Origin of the sequence: Leptolyngbya sp. UWPOB_LEPTO1, from assembly GCF_017302695.1 — a bacterium.
Lineage (GTDB): Bacteria > Cyanobacteriota > Cyanobacteriia > Leptolyngbyales > Leptolyngbyaceae > Leptolyngbya > Leptolyngbya boryana.
Genome location: NZ_JAFLCJ010000009.1, coordinates 214381 through 232584, shown reverse-complemented (window position 1 = coordinate 232584; position 18204 = coordinate 214381). Strand labels below are relative to the sequence as shown.

Genomic DNA, 18204 nt, shown 5'->3' with positions numbered 1-18204 from the left:
TGATGTCGTGTGAACCGCAGTTCGGACAGGTTAGTAAGGGCTTGATCATCAAGAGTCAGCTCAAGTCAATCTCCTTTTCTATTATCGCTTCCTCTCTTTTCTACGTCCTTCCCTATAAAGCACTACCCAATATTTTTCTCATGATGATGTTCCCTCCTTGTAAAAGTCTAGAAATATTAGACTCTTCTTTTCTAAGCTAGGTCTAAATTATGAGGAAGTTGTGAGCGATCGCCAACGGAGTTTAAATCAACAAAACAGTATGGTGTGAATCCTCCTTTCCAAATTCTGCTAGGGCTTCACGTGCTTCCTGATGTGCTAGTCTGACGTACATTCATACTCAGATTAGAAACATTAGTAACGCCTAAGTGAGTATCCATAGCAGTTCTATTCTCAAGCTTGCACAACATCATAAAATTGCTATGAAATATTTGCGGCTCAACATTATTGTTCACACGAACATTGCTCTATCTCAAGGTTGATCTTGCCTAAACGCACCCAATCTTTCATAGCAATTTGAGAATTCTTCGCCAATATGAATATAAGGCAAACGATCCACGATCGAGGAGCGATTCATCATGCACCACGACCACTCGAATCATCCACATCATTCTGATCCGGGATATGTTGGGCACGCCGATCATGAACAACAACTCGAATCAAATCTGCCTAATCCCGCCCCACACCAACACGAGGGTCACGGTCAGCATGGTGGGCATGACCGACACGCAGGGCATAGCCCGGAGATGTTCAAGCGGCGGTTCTTCATCTGCTTGGTGCTGACTTTGCCAATTCTCTATTTTTCGCCACTGTTTCAAGAATGGTTTCGCTATCAGGCGATTGATCTCCCAGGAAGCAATTGGATTACGCCAATCTTGGCAACTGTCATTTACTTCTATGGCGGCTGGGCATTCCTGAAAGGTGCTTGGTACGAACTACGAGGCAAGATTGGCATGATGACGCTGATTGCGCTAGCGATCACCGTTGCGTTTGTCTACAGCTTGGCAGTGACGTTTGGTTTGCCAGGTGATCCTTTCTACTGGGAGTTAGCAACACTGGTCGATGTGATGTTGCTCGGACATTGGATTGAAATGGCTTCAGTGCAAGGAGCCAGTCGTGCTTTAGAACATTTAGCAGATTTAGTGCCTGCGATCGCACATCGATTGACCAACGGGCGCATTGAGGATGTCTCGGTGAGTACCTTAACCGAGCACGATCGTATTCTCATTCGTCCGGGAGAACAAATTCCGATTGATGGCGAAATCACTGAAGGTGCTTCGAGTGTGAATGAAGCCTTTCTGACTGGAGAATCTCGCCCAGTGACGAAACAGATGGGTGATGAAGTGGTTGGGGGAGCCGTTAACGGTGAGGGAGCTTTAACTGTTCAAGTGACTCGCACTGGAGACAAAACGACATTAAGCCAAATTATGCGCCTGGTCGAGGAGGCGCAAAGTTCTAGAAGTCGATATCAAGCCTTAGCAGATCAGCTTGCGTATTGGTTAACCTTAATCGCGATCGGTGTTAGCACCTTAACGTTTGTGGTCTGGCTAGCAGCAAACTCAGGCTTAACCTTTGCCATCAATCGTGCCGTTACAGTATTAGTCATTACCTGTCCTCATGCGTTGGGTTTAGCCATTCCTTTGGTGATCGTAAATGCAACAGCGATGTCTGCGAAGAACGGTATTTTAGTTCGTAGCCGGGAAGCGTTTGAACGAGCGAGGGATATTAAAGCGATCGCATTTGATAAAACCGGAACCCTGACCGAAGGACGATTCGGGGTGCAGCACATGGATACAGATGGCATTGATGAAGTAGACGCGTTAACCATTTCCGCTTCGCTGGAGTCGTTGTCAGAACACCCACTAGGACAGGCAATTGTGGGAGAAGCCGAGCATCGCCAGATTCATCTGGTTCAAGCGAGCGAGTTCAAAGCGATTCCTGGTCGAGGTGTGGAAGGAACCGTCAACGCTCAACGCTATCGAGTCGGACGACCCGAATGGGCAGAAGAGTTGAATTTAAAGTTTCCGTCAGCGCTACGAAAAGGATTGCAAGAAATTGAATCGCGAGGAGAAAGCGCGATCGTGCTTCTCAACGATCAACAAGTTTTAGCTGTGATTGGATTAGCTGACCAGATTCGAGAACGGGCACGAGAAGCCATTCAGCGATTGCATGAAATGAACATTGAAACCGTGATGATTACGGGTGATGCAGAAGCGGTGGCGAAAACCGTTGCAGCAGAATTGGGCATCGATCGCTACTATGCGCGAGTGCTACCGCAAGATAAGGCAACCCTAGTGCGACGATTAAAAGCAGAGAAACCCACTGCTTTTGTCGGAGATGGTATCAATGATGCACCTGCATTGTTTGAAGCGGATTTGGGAATCGCGATCGGGGCTGGAACCAATGTCGCGATCGAGTCGGCTGACTTGGTGTTAGTGAAAAATGATCCACTCGATGCCACCTATGCCCTTCAGCTTGCCAAAGCCACCTACAACAAAATGATTCAGAATCTATTCTGGGCAACGGGATACAACGTGATTGGCATTCCCTTAGCGGCTGGAATTGCTTATCCATTTGGAATTTTGCTTTCTCCAGCCGTTGGAGCCTTATTTATGAGTATTTCGACTGTGATTGTCTCGATCAATGCGATGCTGCTGCGTCGGGTCAAATTGAGTCATTAATACAGAGCATCACATCAATCTTTTTTTGTAGCCAGCCTACTTTTTGAAACTAAAGCGACCGTTGACTTTTTCGCCACTGATATCGGTCAGAATGGCGACTTTGTATTCTCCAGCCGTCGTGCCAGGGAGTAAAGCCGCGTAGTGTTTATCTACGGGGTCATATTTCATGTCTAGAGCTTTCTGGGTTCCGTCTGGAAGTTGAACTTGCGCTGTGACCTTCGCATTGGGAACTGCTTCGTGATTGTCGCCTTTTTGTAAGTAGAAATCTAAATGGGTTCCGTTCGCTTCTGGTTGGGGAATGAATTCTAGATGGTAAACGCCTGTCTCAATAGTCTGTCCTCCTTTTCCACCATGCTTTCCACCGGATTCAGTTTTAGCTGTAGTCGCTGCGGTGCTGGGGGAAGCAGTCGTCGTGGGTGTTGTTGCCGCAGGACTCGTACTTGAATTTGTAGCGGTGTTACTGCTGTTGCTACAAGCTCCTAAGAGAAGTCCTAGACCGACTATCGTAAGGGTGATCGATTGCTTAATGTTCATAGTTTTTTTGAGGGTGATGATGGGGAAAATTGGGCACGAGAAACTTACTAAACTGCGAATATAGAGCAGGAATCACGAGCAAGGTTAATGCAGTTGAGGTGAAAAGTCCGCCTAACACAACGATCGACAACGGCTGCAAAATTTCCTTTCCCGCTCCACCCGCCACAACCAAAGGTGCTAATCCCAAAGCCGACGTAAAAGCGGTCATCAGAATCGCATTGAGCCGTTCCATCGAGCCTTTGATTAAGACATCTTTGAGCGGCATTCCTTCGGCAAATTTAGTGTTGTAGTTATCGACTAACAGCAATCCATTGCGCGTGGCGACCCCGAACAACGTGACAAACCCAACTAGCGAAGCAACAGAAATAACGCCGCCTGTAAGTGCAACTGCAATCACTCCACCCACTAGCCCAATCGGTAAGTTGATCATGATCATGGCAGTTGAGGCAATGGATTTGACTGAGAGATACATGAGGACGCAGATGATAACAAAGGCGATCGCGCTAAATACCAAAATATTTTGGGTTGCTCGTTCTTCTGCCTCAAACTGTCCCCCGTACTGCACAAAGTAGCCAGAGGGAATCGAAACGTTTTGCTTGATTTTGGCTTGGATTTCGTTGACGGTTGATCGTAAGTCTCGTCCACTCACATTGGCGGAGACTACAATCAGACGAGAGACTTTCTCGCGGTTGATCGTATTGGGTCCTGTTCCGTTACGAATCGTCGCTACTTGAGCTAGGAGAATTTTGCCACCACTGGGCTTATCAATGAGAAGATTCTCGATCGTACTCAGGTTATCGCGGGCTTCAGGTTTGAGCCACACGACTAAATCAAACGTTTGCTGAGCTTCTAGAACTTGAGACACGACGTGCCCATTCAGTGCAGTCTCGATCGTGGTTGCTAACTGCCCAATGGATAGTCCTTCTCGTGCAGCAGCATCGCGATTCAAGACAATCTGCACCTGATTGATCGGCACTTGTGGTTCAAGCTGCAAATCGACAATTCCCGGTATGGCTTGCATTTGCGCTTCGATTTGTTGTCCGATCGTCCGTAACTGCTCTAAATCTGCACCAAAGATTTTGACCGCAATCTGACTTCTCACCCCCGATAACACTTCATCCATACGATGGGAAATAAATCCACCAATTCCCGTTGCAACACCTGGAAGTTTGGCAAATTCTTCTCGTAGCTTATTAATAGCAGCAGGGCGGTCTGCCAAGCCCTTTTCACTTAAATCCACATCCAAGTGGGCAAAATTGACCCCTCCTGCATCCCCATCTCCCGGAGCGCGTCCTGAGCGAGTTTGAATGTAGTTGAAGCGAGGATCGGTCTTGAGTGCTTCTTCTAGGGCAAATCCAGCTCGATTAGTAACTTCGAGTGAAGTACCTGGATAGAGAGTCAGGGTGTTGACTAAAGTTTGCTCTTGAAATTCGGGGAGAAATTGTCGTCCAAGTGTGGGAACGATCGAGAGCGATATCACCAGTAAAGCCGCGGAGAGCGATAAAATCAGCACCGATCGCCGCATCGCAAATCGCAACAGAGGATGATAAAACCGCTTACAGGCACGAGCAACCCAAGGTTCTTTCTCTTGTAGTCGTCCTTGGGGTAGCAGGATGGCACACAACGCTGGCGACAACACCAAGGATTCTAAACTAGACACCACCACGACAATCAGATAAGCAATGCCCATCGGCGTAAAGATGCGCCCCTCGACTCCGCTTAACGTAAAAATCGGAGAAAAGACTACGGCTCCGATCAGCGTCGCACCAATCAGCGATTCCCGCACCTCCTGGCTACCTTCGTAGATGACTTCCATCATTGGACGAGGATGAGCCGATAGGCGATTTTCGCGTAAGTTGCGGTAAGTGTTTTCGCCATAGACGATCGCATCATCAACTGCCGTTCCGATCGCGACTGCCAGCCCACCTAGCGTCATCGTGTTCAGCCCTAGTCCTAACCAAGAGCAGACGAGCAAGGCAAACAGCAAGGTGAGAAAAAAGTCGAGCAAGCAGACCGCTAGTGTACGCCAGTTCATCAAAAAGGGAATCAGAATGGCAGCTACAATCACACTGCCTTCAACGAGCGCCGATCGCACATTGTCAACCGATGCAGCAATGTAATCATCTTGGCGAAACGTCACTGCAACATTCACACCTTTAGGCAATCCAGCTTTTAATTCCTCGATCGCGGCTTCTACCGCACGGGTTACGGTCGGCGTGTCTGCTTGCGGTTGCTTATTGATCATGACAATCACAGCAGGCTGACCATTGACACTGCCATCGCCCCGCTTGAGAGCCGCACCAATTTTCACCTCCGCAACATCTGCAAGTCGGACTGGAGTACCTTTGCGAGAGGTGATGACTGATTTCTCTAAGTCTTCGATCGATTCAATCCGTCCAATGCCTCGAATCAGTTTCTCCTGATCCGGTGTGATCAGGTATCCTCCCGGCGCATTGAGATTTGCAGCAGCAGCGGCTTGTGTAACTTGTTCTAGAGAAACATCAAAGGCTTTGAGTTGCGCGGGATCAACGAGAACTTGATACTGTCGAACCTCGCCCCCATACGCGGTTACTTGACTGACTCCGGGAACTGCTAACAATCGATTGGTTACTTGCCAATCGATGAACCGTCGCACGTCCATCATGGAAGTTTGCGCTCCGGGTTCGATGGTCAAGGCGACTTTGAGAATCGTGCCGATCGGCGAACTAATCGGAGAAATGCGCGGCGTTTCGATGCCTTCTGGGAGCTTGGTCTGAACTTGCTGTAATCGTTCCGTGACAAGCTGCCGTGCCTGAAAAATGTCGGTTCCCCAATCAAAAATGACTTTAACAACCGAAATTCCCGGCGCAGAGGCAGATCGAACCGCAGTCACTCCAGGCGTTCCATTGACTGTACTTTCAATCGGCAACGTCACCAGTGACTCTACTTCTTCGGGAGCAAGTCCCGGCGATTCTGTCTCAATTTCAACTTGGGGCGGTGCGAACGGTGGAAAGACATCCAGCGGCATTTGAGGAATGGCGCGAACTGTCCAGAGCGTTACGATAATTGCTCCTAGAACCACTACCCAACGGCGTGCGATCGCCCATCTCACAATAGAACTCAGCATAGGTCTAATTCTGGGGACGATCGAACTGTTTCTCGGTCACTTCAGTCGGCAATTTGCCGTTTTGGGATTGAAAATGATTCAGGTCAATCTCTGGATTAGGATGAAATCCATTGGACTCTGCGGGAACAGGTGAAGCAAAGCGTTGACGACGATTCGCCCAATACATCCCTGCCCAGAATGTAGATCCGATCAGCAAACCTCCGATAGGCAGAATTGCCCACCACGGTAAAGGCATGGAACTTTGAGAAGTCACAGGGTTAGGGGAATGATTCGCTTCTTTCTGGCCCCCAGTGCGTAACGATTGCGCGTAGAGTTGAGTGGCTCGTTGTGTAACCACGCGATCGCCATCAAATAACCCGTTTGTGACCTCGACAAACTCTCCCGATTCGCGACCCAGTGAGACTTCGGTTGGTTGGAAAGCTTGACCATTTTGGACAAACACAATCTTTTTCTTGTCGTTGGTTTCAACGATCGCGGATTTCGGAACAGCCAAAACTGCAACAGGGGTTCGATCCGTTAACACTTCCAGTTCAGCAAACATTCCCGGCTTGAGCGCACCATCAGCATTATCGAGTTCCGCTTTGACCGGAACAACACGAGTATCACCTTGCACCGTTGCACCGATCACACTAATTCGTCCGCGAAACATGCGATTCGGCAAGCCATTGACTCTGACCTGTACCCCTTGCCCTTGTTGAACTTTATCTAAATCTTTCTCATAGATATCGGCAGCGATCAATACACTACTGCCATTTACGATCGTCATGATCTTTTTGCCCGCATCCTGTCCCGATTCGCCGATCGTCGCTTCTCGGTCTGCGACCACTCCAGAAATAGGAGCTGTGATGGTAATTGTCCCGTCTGCATTCGCACTTGCGCCTAACTGCCTCAGTCGAGTTTGATAAGTCTGCCCACTCAATTGACTCTTGGATTGCGCTACATCAACGGCAGACTGGGCGCGTTTAAGTTGTGCCTGAGCTTCAGAGACTTGCAACTGACTTCTAACTTTTGCAAATGCCGCTTTCGCCTCGGCGAGTTTCGATTCGGACTCTAGAACGGTACGGCGGGGGATAGCTCCAGTAGAAAGAAGGTCGCGATCGCGGTCATATTGCTCTTGAGCCACATTTAACGCCACTTGTGCCTGCTGAATCTCGGCTTGAGCAATTCGCTGCTGCTGCTCATAGTTTTGCTGCGCTAGGCGTAAATCTGCCTCGGCTTGTTGAACGCTGCCTAGTGCTTCGGACTGTCGATCAAGGGCAATGGTGCGAAGTTCGGCAAGCTCTGGACTAGTCATGATGGCAACGGGTTGTCCTACCCTGACTTGTTCTCCGGGCTTAACCAACAATCGCAACACGGTTCCCCCAACAGGCGTTGTTACCTCTGCTTGTTGATTCGGCTGGGCTTCAATCTGTCCGGTCGTTTTGATACCCGAGACAAGACGTTGACGGCTCACGGATTCCACTGTCAGCCCCATACGTTCTGCGGTAGCAGCATCCACCTCAATCGCTCCCACAGTCTGGACAGGCTGACTGTCATGCTGAAACTCGTTGCCGTGTCCAGCATGCGCTAGCGTGATTTGGGGAGCTACTATGATCAGCAACAAGCCCAAGACGGTTGCAGAAGCACCGCTAGAACGCTTGGGACGGTAAGAAATGTGAAGCATCGATCGCGTCCTTGATAGAGGTTCGGGGCAGGTTGAGTTCAGCAGAATCTGGAGGAATTCGGCTGCGACACAGTCTGCATGAGCCAAAGGCAGCAAGCAGATACCCAGTCAACAGTTTCGCAGCCAAACCTAAAACTAAGATGAAATGGGCTACTGGTTATACCAAGCTTTCCGCCACTGTTTCATCTGAGCAATTTCCTTCTCCTGCGAAGCGATAATCTCTTGAGCGAGCTTCTTGATTTCTGGACGCTTTGATTTACTCAGAGCATCCTGCGCCATCGTAACGGCTCCCTCATGGTGCGGAATCATCGCATTAATAAAGCGCAAATCGAACTGATTATCCGCAGCCCCTAAATCCATTCCCATCATCATGCCTTTCATCTGATCAGCCGACATCGGCATCATCTGTCCCATCTTCGAGTCATACGCCATCGGAATGCTATTGGCTTTGGGATACCAGGCTTGCCGCCACTGCTTCATCTCTCCAATCTCTTGATCCTGGGCTTTGATGATATCGGCTGCCAGTTTCTTGATTTCTGGGCGCTTGGATTTTTGCTGCGCCTCTTTTGCCATCTCGACCGCGCCTTGATGATGTGGGGTCATGGCATCAATGAAGCGTAAATCAAAGTTGGCATCGGCTGGACCTAAATCCATCATCATGTTGCCATGATTCATACTGCCGTGATCCATATTGCTATGATCCATTCCCGGCATCGTGCTGGCAGCAGGAGAAGAATTGGTAGCAGAATTTTGTCCAGTTGTGGTGGAACAGGCGGCGAGGGTAGCAATTGCAACGATTCCAACAACGGCTTGGGTCGTCGTTGACTTGAGAGATCGTCTTAAAAATCGAGAGTTGAACATGGAGCGTTTCATTGAGAGAGGCTGGAGTAATAGAACCTCTTTATTCTGATCTCTCCAGTCAGATAGAGAGTCAAGGGTTGAGGCTAAGGATTTGATAGAACTATCCCTACCGACTAAAAGAACATACAAAAATAAAATCAGGATGAAATAAAGCGACTCATTCAACTAGAAATCGAATGCCTGACGCTTGGTAGGGGCGACTTCAAGATGATTCTCCTAAGTTGAGTTTCAGCTTCAACTTAGGAGAACGAACAATGCCTCATCAGCCATATCAGTCGATTATTAATGCTGCGGTTCACTGCGCTTCCGAATGTGAACATTGTGCCAAGTGTGTCTGACTGATACGGAATGGGCGCGAGTCTACCAGGATTGCGCTCAACTCTGCTGAACGATCGCGTCTTTTATTAGCCGCAGTTCCCGCTTTATTCTCACGTTGCGCGATCGTGCATCGAAGTCTGTCAAGCCTGTGTCACCGAATGTGAAAAGCATTTGATGTTTGAAGCAAAAAGAACTCTCGGATTTTCGAGGACTTCCTGAAAACCTTAATCTACTGATGCTTTAGAACGGAGAGAGAGGGATTCGAACCCTCGTTACAGTCACCCGTAAACAGCATTTCCAGTGCTGCGCCTTCAACCACTCGGCCATCTCTCCAAACCATGCAGCTTTTTACGCCGCAGAATTCATATAGTAACAGAACATGTCGCATACTGAATAGAGAAGATTCAAAATTTGTTGATCATCATGCCTGAGTTTCATACTGTTCGTGTTTATCACCGCCAAGAAAATAAATTTTATTCTTTTGAAGTGCCGAGCGATCGCTATATCCTCCAAAGCGGCGAAACCCAAGGCGTTGAACTTCCCTTCTCCTGCCGTAATGGAGCCTGTACCGCTTGTGCGGTGAGAGTTTTATCGGGGCATTTAGAGCAGCCAGAAGCCGTCGGACTCTCACCCGAGTTGAAGCGGCAAGGATATGCATTACTGTGTGTCAGTTACGCAAAATCAGATATCGAAGTCGAAACCCAAGACGAAGATGAAGTGTATGAACTACAATTTGGACGATTCTTTGCGAAAGGACGTGTGAAACGAGGACTGCCACTCGACGAAGAATAGGTCAATGCGATTTGTCTGAATGAGAAATGGTTGCGGTGACTGCATCGACAAAATCTGTCACCGCCTGTACCAAAGGTTTGGGCAAATGCTTTCGGAACCATTGATACACATAAATTAACGTCAAGCCATCGACTTTCTTCTGAGTAAACAATTCTTCTTGCAAATCATTCAAATGCTCCAAGGCTCGATTTTTCAAATCGATTGGAGCCTCTGCATTGACTTGCGCTTTTAACTGATTAAAGTTCTGCTGTAAGGTCTGCAAATCTGCTTGTTCCGCATTCATTTCCGCGATCGAGGAAATGTAAGCGCGATTCTGACTCGTGATCGGAATCACTCGCAGATGCTCTATATACTGCTGCTCTTTGCGGACTTGTTCTAATAATCGTCTGATTTGTAGATTTTCAGGTTCGATCGCTAAGGCTTCTTCTAAGTGAGCGATCGCATCTTGAGTTTCTCCCAAGTTATGCAATTCTTCGCCATAATCGAGCAGCGCTTGAACATAACTATCTCGAACGCGCACCGCATCGACTAAATAAGCACGTTTGTAATATTTCAACGCCTGCCCGAACTCTCGCATTTCCGCCAAACTATCTGCCAGTTCAAATAGCGATTCAAAATGATTGGGATTGAGTCGCAGTGCTTCATTCAACAGGCTGACAATCTTCGGATTCGTGCCGCGCAGCCGCGCAGATTTTGCGGCTTCGTATAAATTTTGGGCTTCTGTATTCAGATCTTCGAGTCCCCGGAATTCTCGCCGCACCGGATGCCGCTGAATCAGCCAACGGCGTACCAGTTCGATCGACACTCGATAGGTCGCCAAAGTCGGAGGCATAGAAAGATGTTTCTGTCCTGGGAGAATTCCCGATCGCACTCCAGAGGTTCTTAACAGTTTCCAGCCCACCAGATTCAACAAGGCTTTGCGGATCGGTTCAGTGAGTTCAACGCCGCATTCGCGCAATAATTGCAACGGCTCGACTTCGCTAAAGTCTAAGCTCGAAATTTCAGGAAACTCCATTTGTCGTGCCCGTGGAACCTCTGCTGCCGCTGAAAAAACGACGCGTTCCGGCAAGGGAATGCCTTCCCAAAACCAACCTAATCCGCCTTCACCGAGTTCGATCGCCCGATCGACAATAAATCGCACATCGGATCGCGTCACTCTCCACCGTTTTTCTGCCCGAGCATTAGAAAAGAGCGCAAAACAGACGACTTGAGTGAAATAGGGATGCCCAGCCGTCAATTCCCAAATTCCATCGATCGCGGCTAAGTCGTATTCTAAAATTCCTTTGGCGGGAATTGTGATCAACTGTTCAGTACTGCGTTGATCGAGAAGCCCTACTTCTTGATTCGGCGCTTCTCGAAACAGACTGAGCATCAAAGGCAAATCTTCTAACTGCCGACCAACGACAGGAATAATGTACAAATTCGGATTGTCATAGACCGCCGTTTGTAAATACCCGAACAGATGCTCGGCTGCTTGCTTGACATCGACGTTGTAGAGCGTATCAAACTCATCCAGCAGCAGCACGATATTTTTAACGCCTAATTCGCGCCGCAGGGCTGGAATAAAATTATCGATAAAAATTTGCGGATTTTCGGCAAAAGCCTGAACCGGAGGAACCTGAATCGTCAAGTCAAACTGTTGCACAGAATCGCGTGACAATTCGTGCAGCACCTCAGCCAGCGATTTCCGGCTATCTCCTTCAAGAGAAAGGGGCACAAATGCAAACTCTTTGAGGTCAATTGCTCTGGGAATTTGCGCCAATACCGAAGACTTACCGATGCGGCGATGCCCGTGCAATAAAATCACTTGAGCTGATTGAAGCAAATTGTCTTCGATGAACTCAAATAAGCGATCGCGTCCGAAAAAACGGTCAGGTTCGGTAATAGGACGACCGATAATATATGGATTTCTCCGCTCGATCGAGTAACTCATATCTAAAGCAGTGGCTTACGCCGCTCCGAATTATCCCTGAATGAAACCAATCGGTAGGGCAGATGTAACCTTCCCTAACCAAGACAGAATAGATGGTATTTCTTCTTTATGCTGCCAAAGCCAGCGTATCGCATTGGTCACGGTTTCCGCTTGGCGACGGCTCATGAGATTCAGAAACGTGCGCTGTCGGGCTTGTAACGCTTCTTCGTCACTATTCTCGATCTCTTTGACGACCCACCACTCCATGAGCGAGGAAGCAAAGCGATACTGTTTCTTGCCCTCTTGCACTTGGTAGACCACAACCCCTCGTTCTTCGAGATCCCTTAATTCTCGCTCCTTTTGGCTAAAAATTACATCCGTATCACCGAGGTCATAACGTTTCTTCAGTAGCCGCCCTTTCAAATGGGTCAGTGCGAGGAGCATTAATAACGTCTGTTCGGTATCGTTCGACTGATTCCAGTTGTCTTCAAAATAATGCTCAGTGGCTCGCTGAAATTCTGTAGCAAAGGCATCGCTATCTGGAATACGCTCAGCGCGGAATTCTCGGAATAAAAGGTATCCAGCAACTTGTAAAAGGGCAGGACTGCCATCCGCAATATCGCGAATGCCATCCCGCAGAGCAGGGGTCAACGGCAATCCTCCTAATAGCGAGGCTGCATCGGTTTCACTGAACGGCTTCAAGGGCTGGAATAGATAGTGATTATACCAAGGGGATTCTCCGGGTTTGAGTTTGATCCCCGCTTCATTCAAGCGCCGCAATGAGGTGACGATGCTCGCGAAATAATCGGATTCTTTGGAGTGAGAGGCGAGATTCCGACAATCGCTTAAGAAATCGCTGGCATCATCTTCGGTGTAGTTTGCTGTAGGACGAAGCGCGACATCGTAATCGTCGATCAGGAGTAAGAGGAATTTATTGCGATCGCCAATCATGCGGAGAATCGATCGTAAACAATCTTTACTTGCAGTTCGTCGCTCAATAAATTTATCGACTTCGGCAGCAATTTCTGGTTCATTCGCGAGGGCATCTTTCAAGATCACAAAGACTTCGTGCCAAAAGTTTTCCGCGGTGAACGGAGTCACACCCAGGCAACTGAGCAGCACAACGACTGCCTGAGTCGGATCATGTCCCCGAAACTTCCAAGTTTGCGGCGCAGCGATCATATTGAGAAACGACGTTTTCCCAATTCCAGAGCCGCCCCAAACTGCGAGGTGTCCCCGACTGAGAATTTGATCGAATGCCGTTTCGATTTCTCCTGTCCGCCCGATAAACAGTAAGGGCGAAACAGGTTTTCCTGGCACGTACGGATTTCGTAAAAATGGGGAGTCGGGCATATCAGGTCATCGATCAGGCTTTTTTCGATCGTACCTGTGATTTCCTTAACCGAGGCAAACTTCCGCCGAATTAACTAGGGTGGGGAGTGGGGAGTGGGGGAGTGGGGGATAGTTTAGTTCGCCCCATTCCCCATCTTCTAAATCTCCTCATCCGCTCCAATCCCCAGGTATAGACGTACAAATTCCGACGCAGCCTTTGGATTAATTGACTTGAGGGCTTTGTAAATTTCGACGACCACTTCTGCTAATGGATCACGCTCACCGCGCAACCACCGACTAAAGTTTGATCGATTCACACCCATAATTGCAGACAATTGATACTGCGTGATGCTGTGAGATTCCAGCACCTGCTTCAATGCACTCCCCGCTTTCGACATGCTCTGTGCTGACTAACAACAATAGATGAAATGACTATATAATTTTTTACCTCTCCTGGAAAGTAAAATCGAGTATCACTTATCACGGAACGATGATTTTTCTACGAGAGTCGATACTTCATCCAGGCTCCTAACATCGGGAGTGCAATCCGATATCCTAGCTCTGCTCCGTAAACTAAGCCTTTCTGCTCCAAACTTGCCAGCGCCCCCTGTAAGCCTCCGCCTCGGGATAAGTTATGTTTCTGAATATATTCACGCGCATGGGGACTGTCGGTTGGATCGAGCGCTAAGCTTTCTAACACCCGCACTTGGCTGTGTGGGAGTAATAAAATTAATGATTCAAACGTGACTGAGAGATCTTCGATTAATGCGATCGCACTTCTTTCCACATGGTGGGGCTGCACAATCGTTTCTGCTTCCAATCGAATCCGGCGCGCCAACGTAATCGCATCGCCAAAATGCCCTTGTACATAGTTCAGAAACACCGCTACGCTTTCTGGCTCAAATTTTAATTTCTCAGCCGCCATTGCTTCGATGAGCCAAGTTTGTAACACTTCATCTGGGAGCGGACTCAGCGAGAGTACTCGCAACTCATCCGGTTCTGACCAACGCTCTGCGACCGTCGCGATCAGTGCGTAGCTCACCCGGCTCTGTCGCTGGACTTCCTGGCGCAAATATTGCTCCCATTTGTTGGAGCGATCGAATGATTTCAAATGCGGGAAGTTCTGAAATACAATCACCACCCGACTGTCGAGCCACTCGGCTAGAGCCTGCGGCAAGGTCAGTAGTGCCTCAAACAATGTCCATTCCTTGCCCGGTACAGGGTGCCAAACTAGTTGAGTTCGTCCCTGTTGCGATCGCAAAATGAAGGGATGCTCCTTACTCCAACGATCGATAAACGCTAGTTCCTCTGGAGACTTGAACGTCTGAATAATCGCTTCTGCCAGCAATTCAAGAAATCGAGAATAGTTCGTCGCGCGCAGGCAATCGATTTCTAGTACTCTTGCACTACAAGCCTGAGCAGCTGCACGCATGAGTGTTCGTCTACCGATACCTGGAACCCCTGCTAAGAGAATGTCATGATCACCCAACAAAATTTGGCTGACCTGCTCTAGTTCAGCGTGTCGTCCAATCAGTTGAGAAAAAGAAAAGGGATGACTCACTGCAAATCTCTACTACAAATCTCTACGAATAGAGGGTTCACAAAGCGCTCGAAACGCAGTAATGTCTAGACTCTATCATCTAGCTTTAAAGATAATACTATTTAATAGTGCCATATTCTACGCTTTAGCACTATGATAAGGTGCTGTAGGTCATTATTCCTCAACCTCTTCAGTCTATGTCTGGTCATTCACTTCCATCGCCAAACACGGCTTGGCATACGCTCGATACTGTTGGATCACTGGCGACGTTAAATAGCGATCGCACCACAGGATTAAGTGAGCAAGAAGCCGCCACTCGCCTAGAACAATACGGAACGAACGAACTCGAAGAATCTGGGGGTCGTAGCTCCTGGGAAATTCTGATCGACCAATTTAAAAACGTCATGCTCCTGATGCTGATCGGAGTGGCGTTAGTGTCTGGGATTTTGGATATCATCGCCCTGACGCAAGGAAATCTCAAACCCGGTGAAGTTCCTTTCAAAGATACGATCGCGATTTTAGCGATCGTGGTTTTAAATGGAGCACTCGGTTACATCCAGGAAAGTCGAGCAGAACAAGCATTAGCCGCCCTGAAACAGCTTTCTTCGCCGCGAGTTCGTGTCTTACGCGGTGGGCGAGTCAGCGAAGTCGATTCTAAATATTTAGTGCCAGGCGATGTGATGCTCGTCGAAGCCGGGACGCAAGTCTCCGCAGATGGTCGAATTCTAGAAGCCGCAAACTTGCAAATTCGAGAAGCTGCCCTGACAGGGGAAGCAGAAGCCGTTAGCAAGAACGCGAATATCACCGTCAAAGAAGATGCGATGCCTGCCGATCGCATTAACATGACCTACCAAGGAACTGAGGTTGTGAATGGTCGCGGAACGGTTTTGGTGACGGGAACCGGAATGCGGACTGAGTTAGGAAAAATTGCCGCACAGATTCAAGGAGTCGAATCAGAACCAACGCCGTTGCAACGACGTATGGATCAACTGAGCCAAGCGCTCGTAACAGGTGCCTTAATTTTAGTTGCGATCGTGGTCGTCGGTGGGTTGCTGATCAGTCGCAACTTTGGGTTGCTGCAGAATTTGCTGCAAACGTCTTTAAGTATGGCAGTTGCAGTTGTGCCGGAAGGGTTGCCTGCGGTGATTACGGTGACATTAGCGATCGGAACTCAGCGCATGGTACGCCGCAATGCGCTGATTCGTAAGTTGCCTGCTGTTGAAACATTAGGTTCTGTCACGACGATTTGTTCGGATAAGACTGGAACCTTGACCCAAAACAAAATGGTCGTGCAATCGCTGCATACGATTAGTGCTAGCCCGAAAATTACAGGGCAAGGCTATGCACCCGATGGCGAATTTCTGCTCGATGGCACAAAGATTATCCCCGCAGAACAGCCGGAATTTAGAGCTTTACTCCTTGCTTGTACAGTGTGTAATGACTCGATTCTGCAACAAGAAGCGGGAGAATGGATCATCCTAGGCGATCCGACTGAAGGAGCATTACTCACGGCTGCTGCAAAAGCAGGATTGGAACGAGATCAGTGGAATAGTAAACTGCCACGGGTCGCAGAGTTTCCGTTCTCGAGCGATCGTAAACGAATGAGTGTGATCGTTGAAGATGCAGCAGGCTTGTTGCAATCTGAGACAGATTTCTTAGCAACGCCTTATCTGATGTTTACTAAGGGGTCGCCTGAGATTGTTTTAGAGCGCTGTCAACAGATTCAAGTTGGCGATCAGGTTGAGCCAATTACTCAAGTTCAGCGCAGCCAGATTTTAGAGCGCAATAATGAACTTGCTGGAAACGGTTTGCGTGTGTTGGGCTTTGCTTACAAGCCTTTGCAAGGGGTTCCGGCTGAAACCGATGAAGAAGGAGCAGAACAGGACTTAGTTTGGTTAGGCTTAGTCGATATGTTAGATGCGCCTCGTCCTGAAGTTCGAGAAGCGGTCAAACGCTGCCGGACTGCTGGAATTCGTCCTGTGATGATCACGGGAGATCACCAATTAACAGCAAGCGCGATCGCTCAAGATCTAGGCATTGCTAAACCGGGTGATGAAGTTCTCATTGGACGTGAACTAGAAGCAATGAGCCAGCAAGAACTCGAATCGCATGTCGATCGTGTGAGTGTCTATGCGCGTGTGGCTCCAGAACATAAACTCCGGATTGTTCAAGCTTTACAAAAGACGGGACAGATTGCTGCGATGACCGGAGACGGGGTGAATGATGCTCCGGCTCTGAAGCAAGCAGATATCGGGATTGCGATGGGCATTACCGGAACTGATGTCAGTAAAGAAGCATCTGACATGGTGTTGTTGGATGATAACTTTGCCACGATCGTGTCTGCGACAGAAGAAGGTCGGGTGGTCTATACCAATATTCGACGATTTATCAAGTACATTCTGGGATCGAATATTGGGGAAGTAATTACGATCGCAGCTTCTGTGGTCTTGATTCCGGCAGTTGCAGCGACAGGAAGTGTTCCGTTGACTCCATTGCAAATTTTGTGGATGAACCTAGTAACCGATGGTTTGCCCGCTTTAGCTTTAGCAGTTGAGCCTGCGGAGCCGAATGTGATGAATCGTCCGCCGAATCATCCGGGTGAAAGCATCTTTGCACGGGGGTTGGGAGCTTACATGATCCGGATTGGGATTATCCTTGCGATTCTCTCAGTTGCAACGATGGTGTGGGCTTATGACTGGACGACGAAGAATACAGCAAGTGGATTAGATCCAGATCGTTGGAAGACGATCGTGTTTACAACGCTGTGTTTAGCTCAGATGGGACATGCGATCGCGATTCGATCGAATAGTCGATTGACGATTGAATTGAATCCGTTTACGAATCTCTATGTCTGGGGTGCAGTTGTTCTGACTTCAATTCTGCAATTGGCGTTGGTGTATGTTGAACCGTTGCGGAGATTCTTTGGCACGCATTATCTGCCGTTTGATGAACTGATGGTTTGTGTGGGCGTGAGTGCGTTGATGTTTGTGTGGATTGAAATGGAGAAACTATTCATCCGTTTCTATTTCAGCAAAAAACGTTAGTCGCCATACAAATTGAATAACAGAGAAACCGGAGTTAGTAGATTAGCTAGCTCCGGTTTTTCGTCTTTTCAGCTGAGAAATCTAAACGTTGCATTAGGTTTTTCCTACGCCTTGAATAAGGAGTGATACAAAGATTTAAGTGTTCTGAGATTGCGCCTGTGTCTAAGCTGCTGAATCGCAAATGGATTTTTGTTTTTGTTCTGACGTTTCTGGTAACGTTTGGATTGCCGAGTTATTCGCAATCTGAAAGAGAAACTGCGATCGCGGAGATTCAAGAGTTGGCTGCACGGGATGTTGAGATTAATCCCGGATCACCTCGGACGAAATATGCGGTTGAAGTCTATGGTGGCGGTAAGACTCTCAATTTGAGCGATAAAGAAATTGGTGAAATTTACGATCGGGCATTTCTGCAAAAGAAGCAGGA

12 protein-coding genes and 1 tRNA gene are annotated in these 18204 nt (G+C 48.3%); 4 read left to right on the top strand and 9 right to left on the bottom strand.

The genetic code is table 11. From position 1 onward, the window contains the following. Nucleotides 1–575: 575 nt before the first annotated feature. On the top strand, nt 576–2678 hold the full coding sequence (locus J0L70_RS15835; RefSeq protein WP_287455228.1) for a heavy metal translocating P-type ATPase: 2103 nt from the start codon (nt 576–578) through the stop codon (nt 2676–2678). A 36-nt stretch (nt 2679–2714) separates the two neighbouring features. Here J0L70_RS15835 and J0L70_RS15830 read toward each other — a convergent pair whose 3' ends face one another. The 4 genes from J0L70_RS15830 to J0L70_RS15815 form a co-directional block, all read right to left on the bottom strand. Continuing rightward, a complete protein-coding gene (locus tag J0L70_RS15830) occupies nt 2715–3212 on the bottom strand; it encodes a hypothetical protein (RefSeq protein WP_287455227.1) in 498 nt (165 codons plus the stop codon). Continuing rightward, nucleotides 3202–6318, bottom strand: coding sequence for an efflux RND transporter permease subunit (locus tag J0L70_RS15825; protein ID WP_287455226.1), 3117 nt, complete (start codon nt 6316–6318; stop codon nt 3202–3204). Before J0L70_RS15825 ends, J0L70_RS15830 begins: the two co-directional genes overlap by 11 nt. A gap of 4 nt (nt 6319–6322) precedes the next feature. Then, a complete protein-coding gene (locus J0L70_RS15820) occupies nt 6323–7981 on the bottom strand; it encodes an efflux RND transporter periplasmic adaptor subunit (protein WP_287455225.1) in 1659 nt (552 codons plus the stop codon). A 150-nt stretch (nt 7982–8131) separates the two neighbouring features. Beyond that, entirely contained in the window at nt 8132–8842 is a 711-nt protein-coding gene (locus J0L70_RS15815) for a DUF305 domain-containing protein (RefSeq protein ID WP_287455224.1), read from the bottom strand. Nucleotides 8843–9289: 447 nt separating this feature from the next. Between J0L70_RS15815 and J0L70_RS32005 the strand changes: the two genes are divergently transcribed. Next, complete coding sequence (locus J0L70_RS32005; protein WP_353736641.1) at nt 9290–9379, top strand: hypothetical protein; 90 nt, start codon at nt 9290–9292, stop codon at nt 9377–9379. Nucleotides 9380–9406: 27 nt separating this feature from the next. Here the strand turns inward: J0L70_RS32005 and J0L70_RS15810 are convergent. Next, nucleotides 9407–9493: transfer RNA gene (locus J0L70_RS15810), tRNA-Ser, on the bottom strand. 90 nt (nt 9494–9583) lie between these two features. Here J0L70_RS15810 and J0L70_RS15805 point away from each other — a divergent pair. Then, complete coding sequence (locus J0L70_RS15805) at nt 9584–9952, top strand: 2Fe-2S iron-sulfur cluster-binding protein (protein WP_017286529.1); 369 nt, start codon at nt 9584–9586, stop codon at nt 9950–9952. A 1-nt stretch (nt 9953) separates the two neighbouring features. On the opposite strand, the gene J0L70_RS15800 is transcribed toward J0L70_RS15805, so the two are convergent. The 4 genes from J0L70_RS15800 to J0L70_RS15785 all read right to left on the bottom strand — a co-directional run bounded on the left by J0L70_RS15800 (nt 9954) and on the right by J0L70_RS15785 (nt 14757). Further along, nucleotides 9954–11885 (bottom strand): ATP-binding protein, encoded by a 1932-nt coding sequence (locus tag J0L70_RS15800; RefSeq protein WP_017286530.1) that lies wholly within the window; start codon nt 11883–11885, stop codon nt 9954–9956. 30 nt (nt 11886–11915) lie between these two features. Then, nucleotides 11916–13217, bottom strand: a complete 1302-nt coding sequence (locus J0L70_RS15795; RefSeq protein ID WP_017286531.1) for a P-loop NTPase family protein — start codon at nt 13215–13217, stop codon at nt 11916–11918. 137 nt (nt 13218–13354) lie between these two features. After that, nucleotides 13355–13594, bottom strand: coding sequence for a helix-turn-helix domain-containing protein (locus J0L70_RS15790; protein WP_017286532.1), 240 nt, complete (start codon nt 13592–13594; stop codon nt 13355–13357). Nucleotides 13595–13695: 101 nt separating this feature from the next. After that, nucleotides 13696–14757: an AAA family ATPase gene (locus J0L70_RS15785; protein WP_017286533.1), complete on the bottom strand. Its 1062-nt coding sequence runs from the start codon at nt 14755–14757 to the stop codon at nt 13696–13698. A 176-nt stretch (nt 14758–14933) separates the two neighbouring features. Here J0L70_RS15785 and J0L70_RS15780 point away from each other — a divergent pair, with 176 nt between their 5' ends. Continuing rightward, complete coding sequence (locus tag J0L70_RS15780; RefSeq protein ID WP_287455223.1) at nt 14934–17780, top strand: cation-translocating P-type ATPase; 2847 nt, start codon at nt 14934–14936, stop codon at nt 17778–17780. Nucleotides 17781–18204: the final 424 nt, after the last annotated feature.

Bases quoted from the DNA above. Each gene is read 5' to 3' on its own strand.
- J0L70_RS15820 (WP_287455225.1), bottom strand. From the start codon at position 7,981: ATGCTTCACATTTCTTACCGTCCCAAGCGTTCTAGCGGTGCTTCTGCA.
- J0L70_RS15835 (WP_287455228.1), top strand. From the start codon at position 576: ATGCACCACGACCACTCGAATCATCCACATCATTCTGATCCGGGATAT.
- J0L70_RS15830 (WP_287455227.1), bottom strand. From the start codon at position 3,212: ATGAACATTAAGCAATCGATCACCCTTACGATAGTCGGTCTAGGACTT.
- J0L70_RS15825 (WP_287455226.1), bottom strand. From the start codon at position 6,318: ATGCTGAGTTCTATTGTGAGATGGGCGATCGCACGCCGTTGGGTAGTG.
- J0L70_RS15780 (WP_287455223.1), top strand. From the start codon at position 14,934: ATGTCTGGTCATTCACTTCCATCGCCAAACACGGCTTGGCATACGCTC.
- J0L70_RS15790 (WP_017286532.1), bottom strand. From the start codon at position 13,594: ATGTCGAAAGCGGGGAGTGCATTGAAGCAGGTGCTGGAATCTCACAGC.
- J0L70_RS15800 (WP_017286530.1), bottom strand. From the start codon at position 11,885: ATGAGTTACTCGATCGAGCGGAGAAATCCATATATTATCGGTCGTCCT.
- J0L70_RS15795 (WP_017286531.1), bottom strand. From the start codon at position 13,217: ATGCCCGACTCCCCATTTTTACGAAATCCGTACGTGCCAGGAAAACCT.
- J0L70_RS15805 (WP_017286529.1), top strand. From the start codon at position 9,584: ATGCCTGAGTTTCATACTGTTCGTGTTTATCACCGCCAAGAAAATAAA.
- J0L70_RS15815 (WP_287455224.1), bottom strand. From the start codon at position 8,842: ATGTTCAACTCTCGATTTTTAAGACGATCTCTCAAGTCAACGACGACC.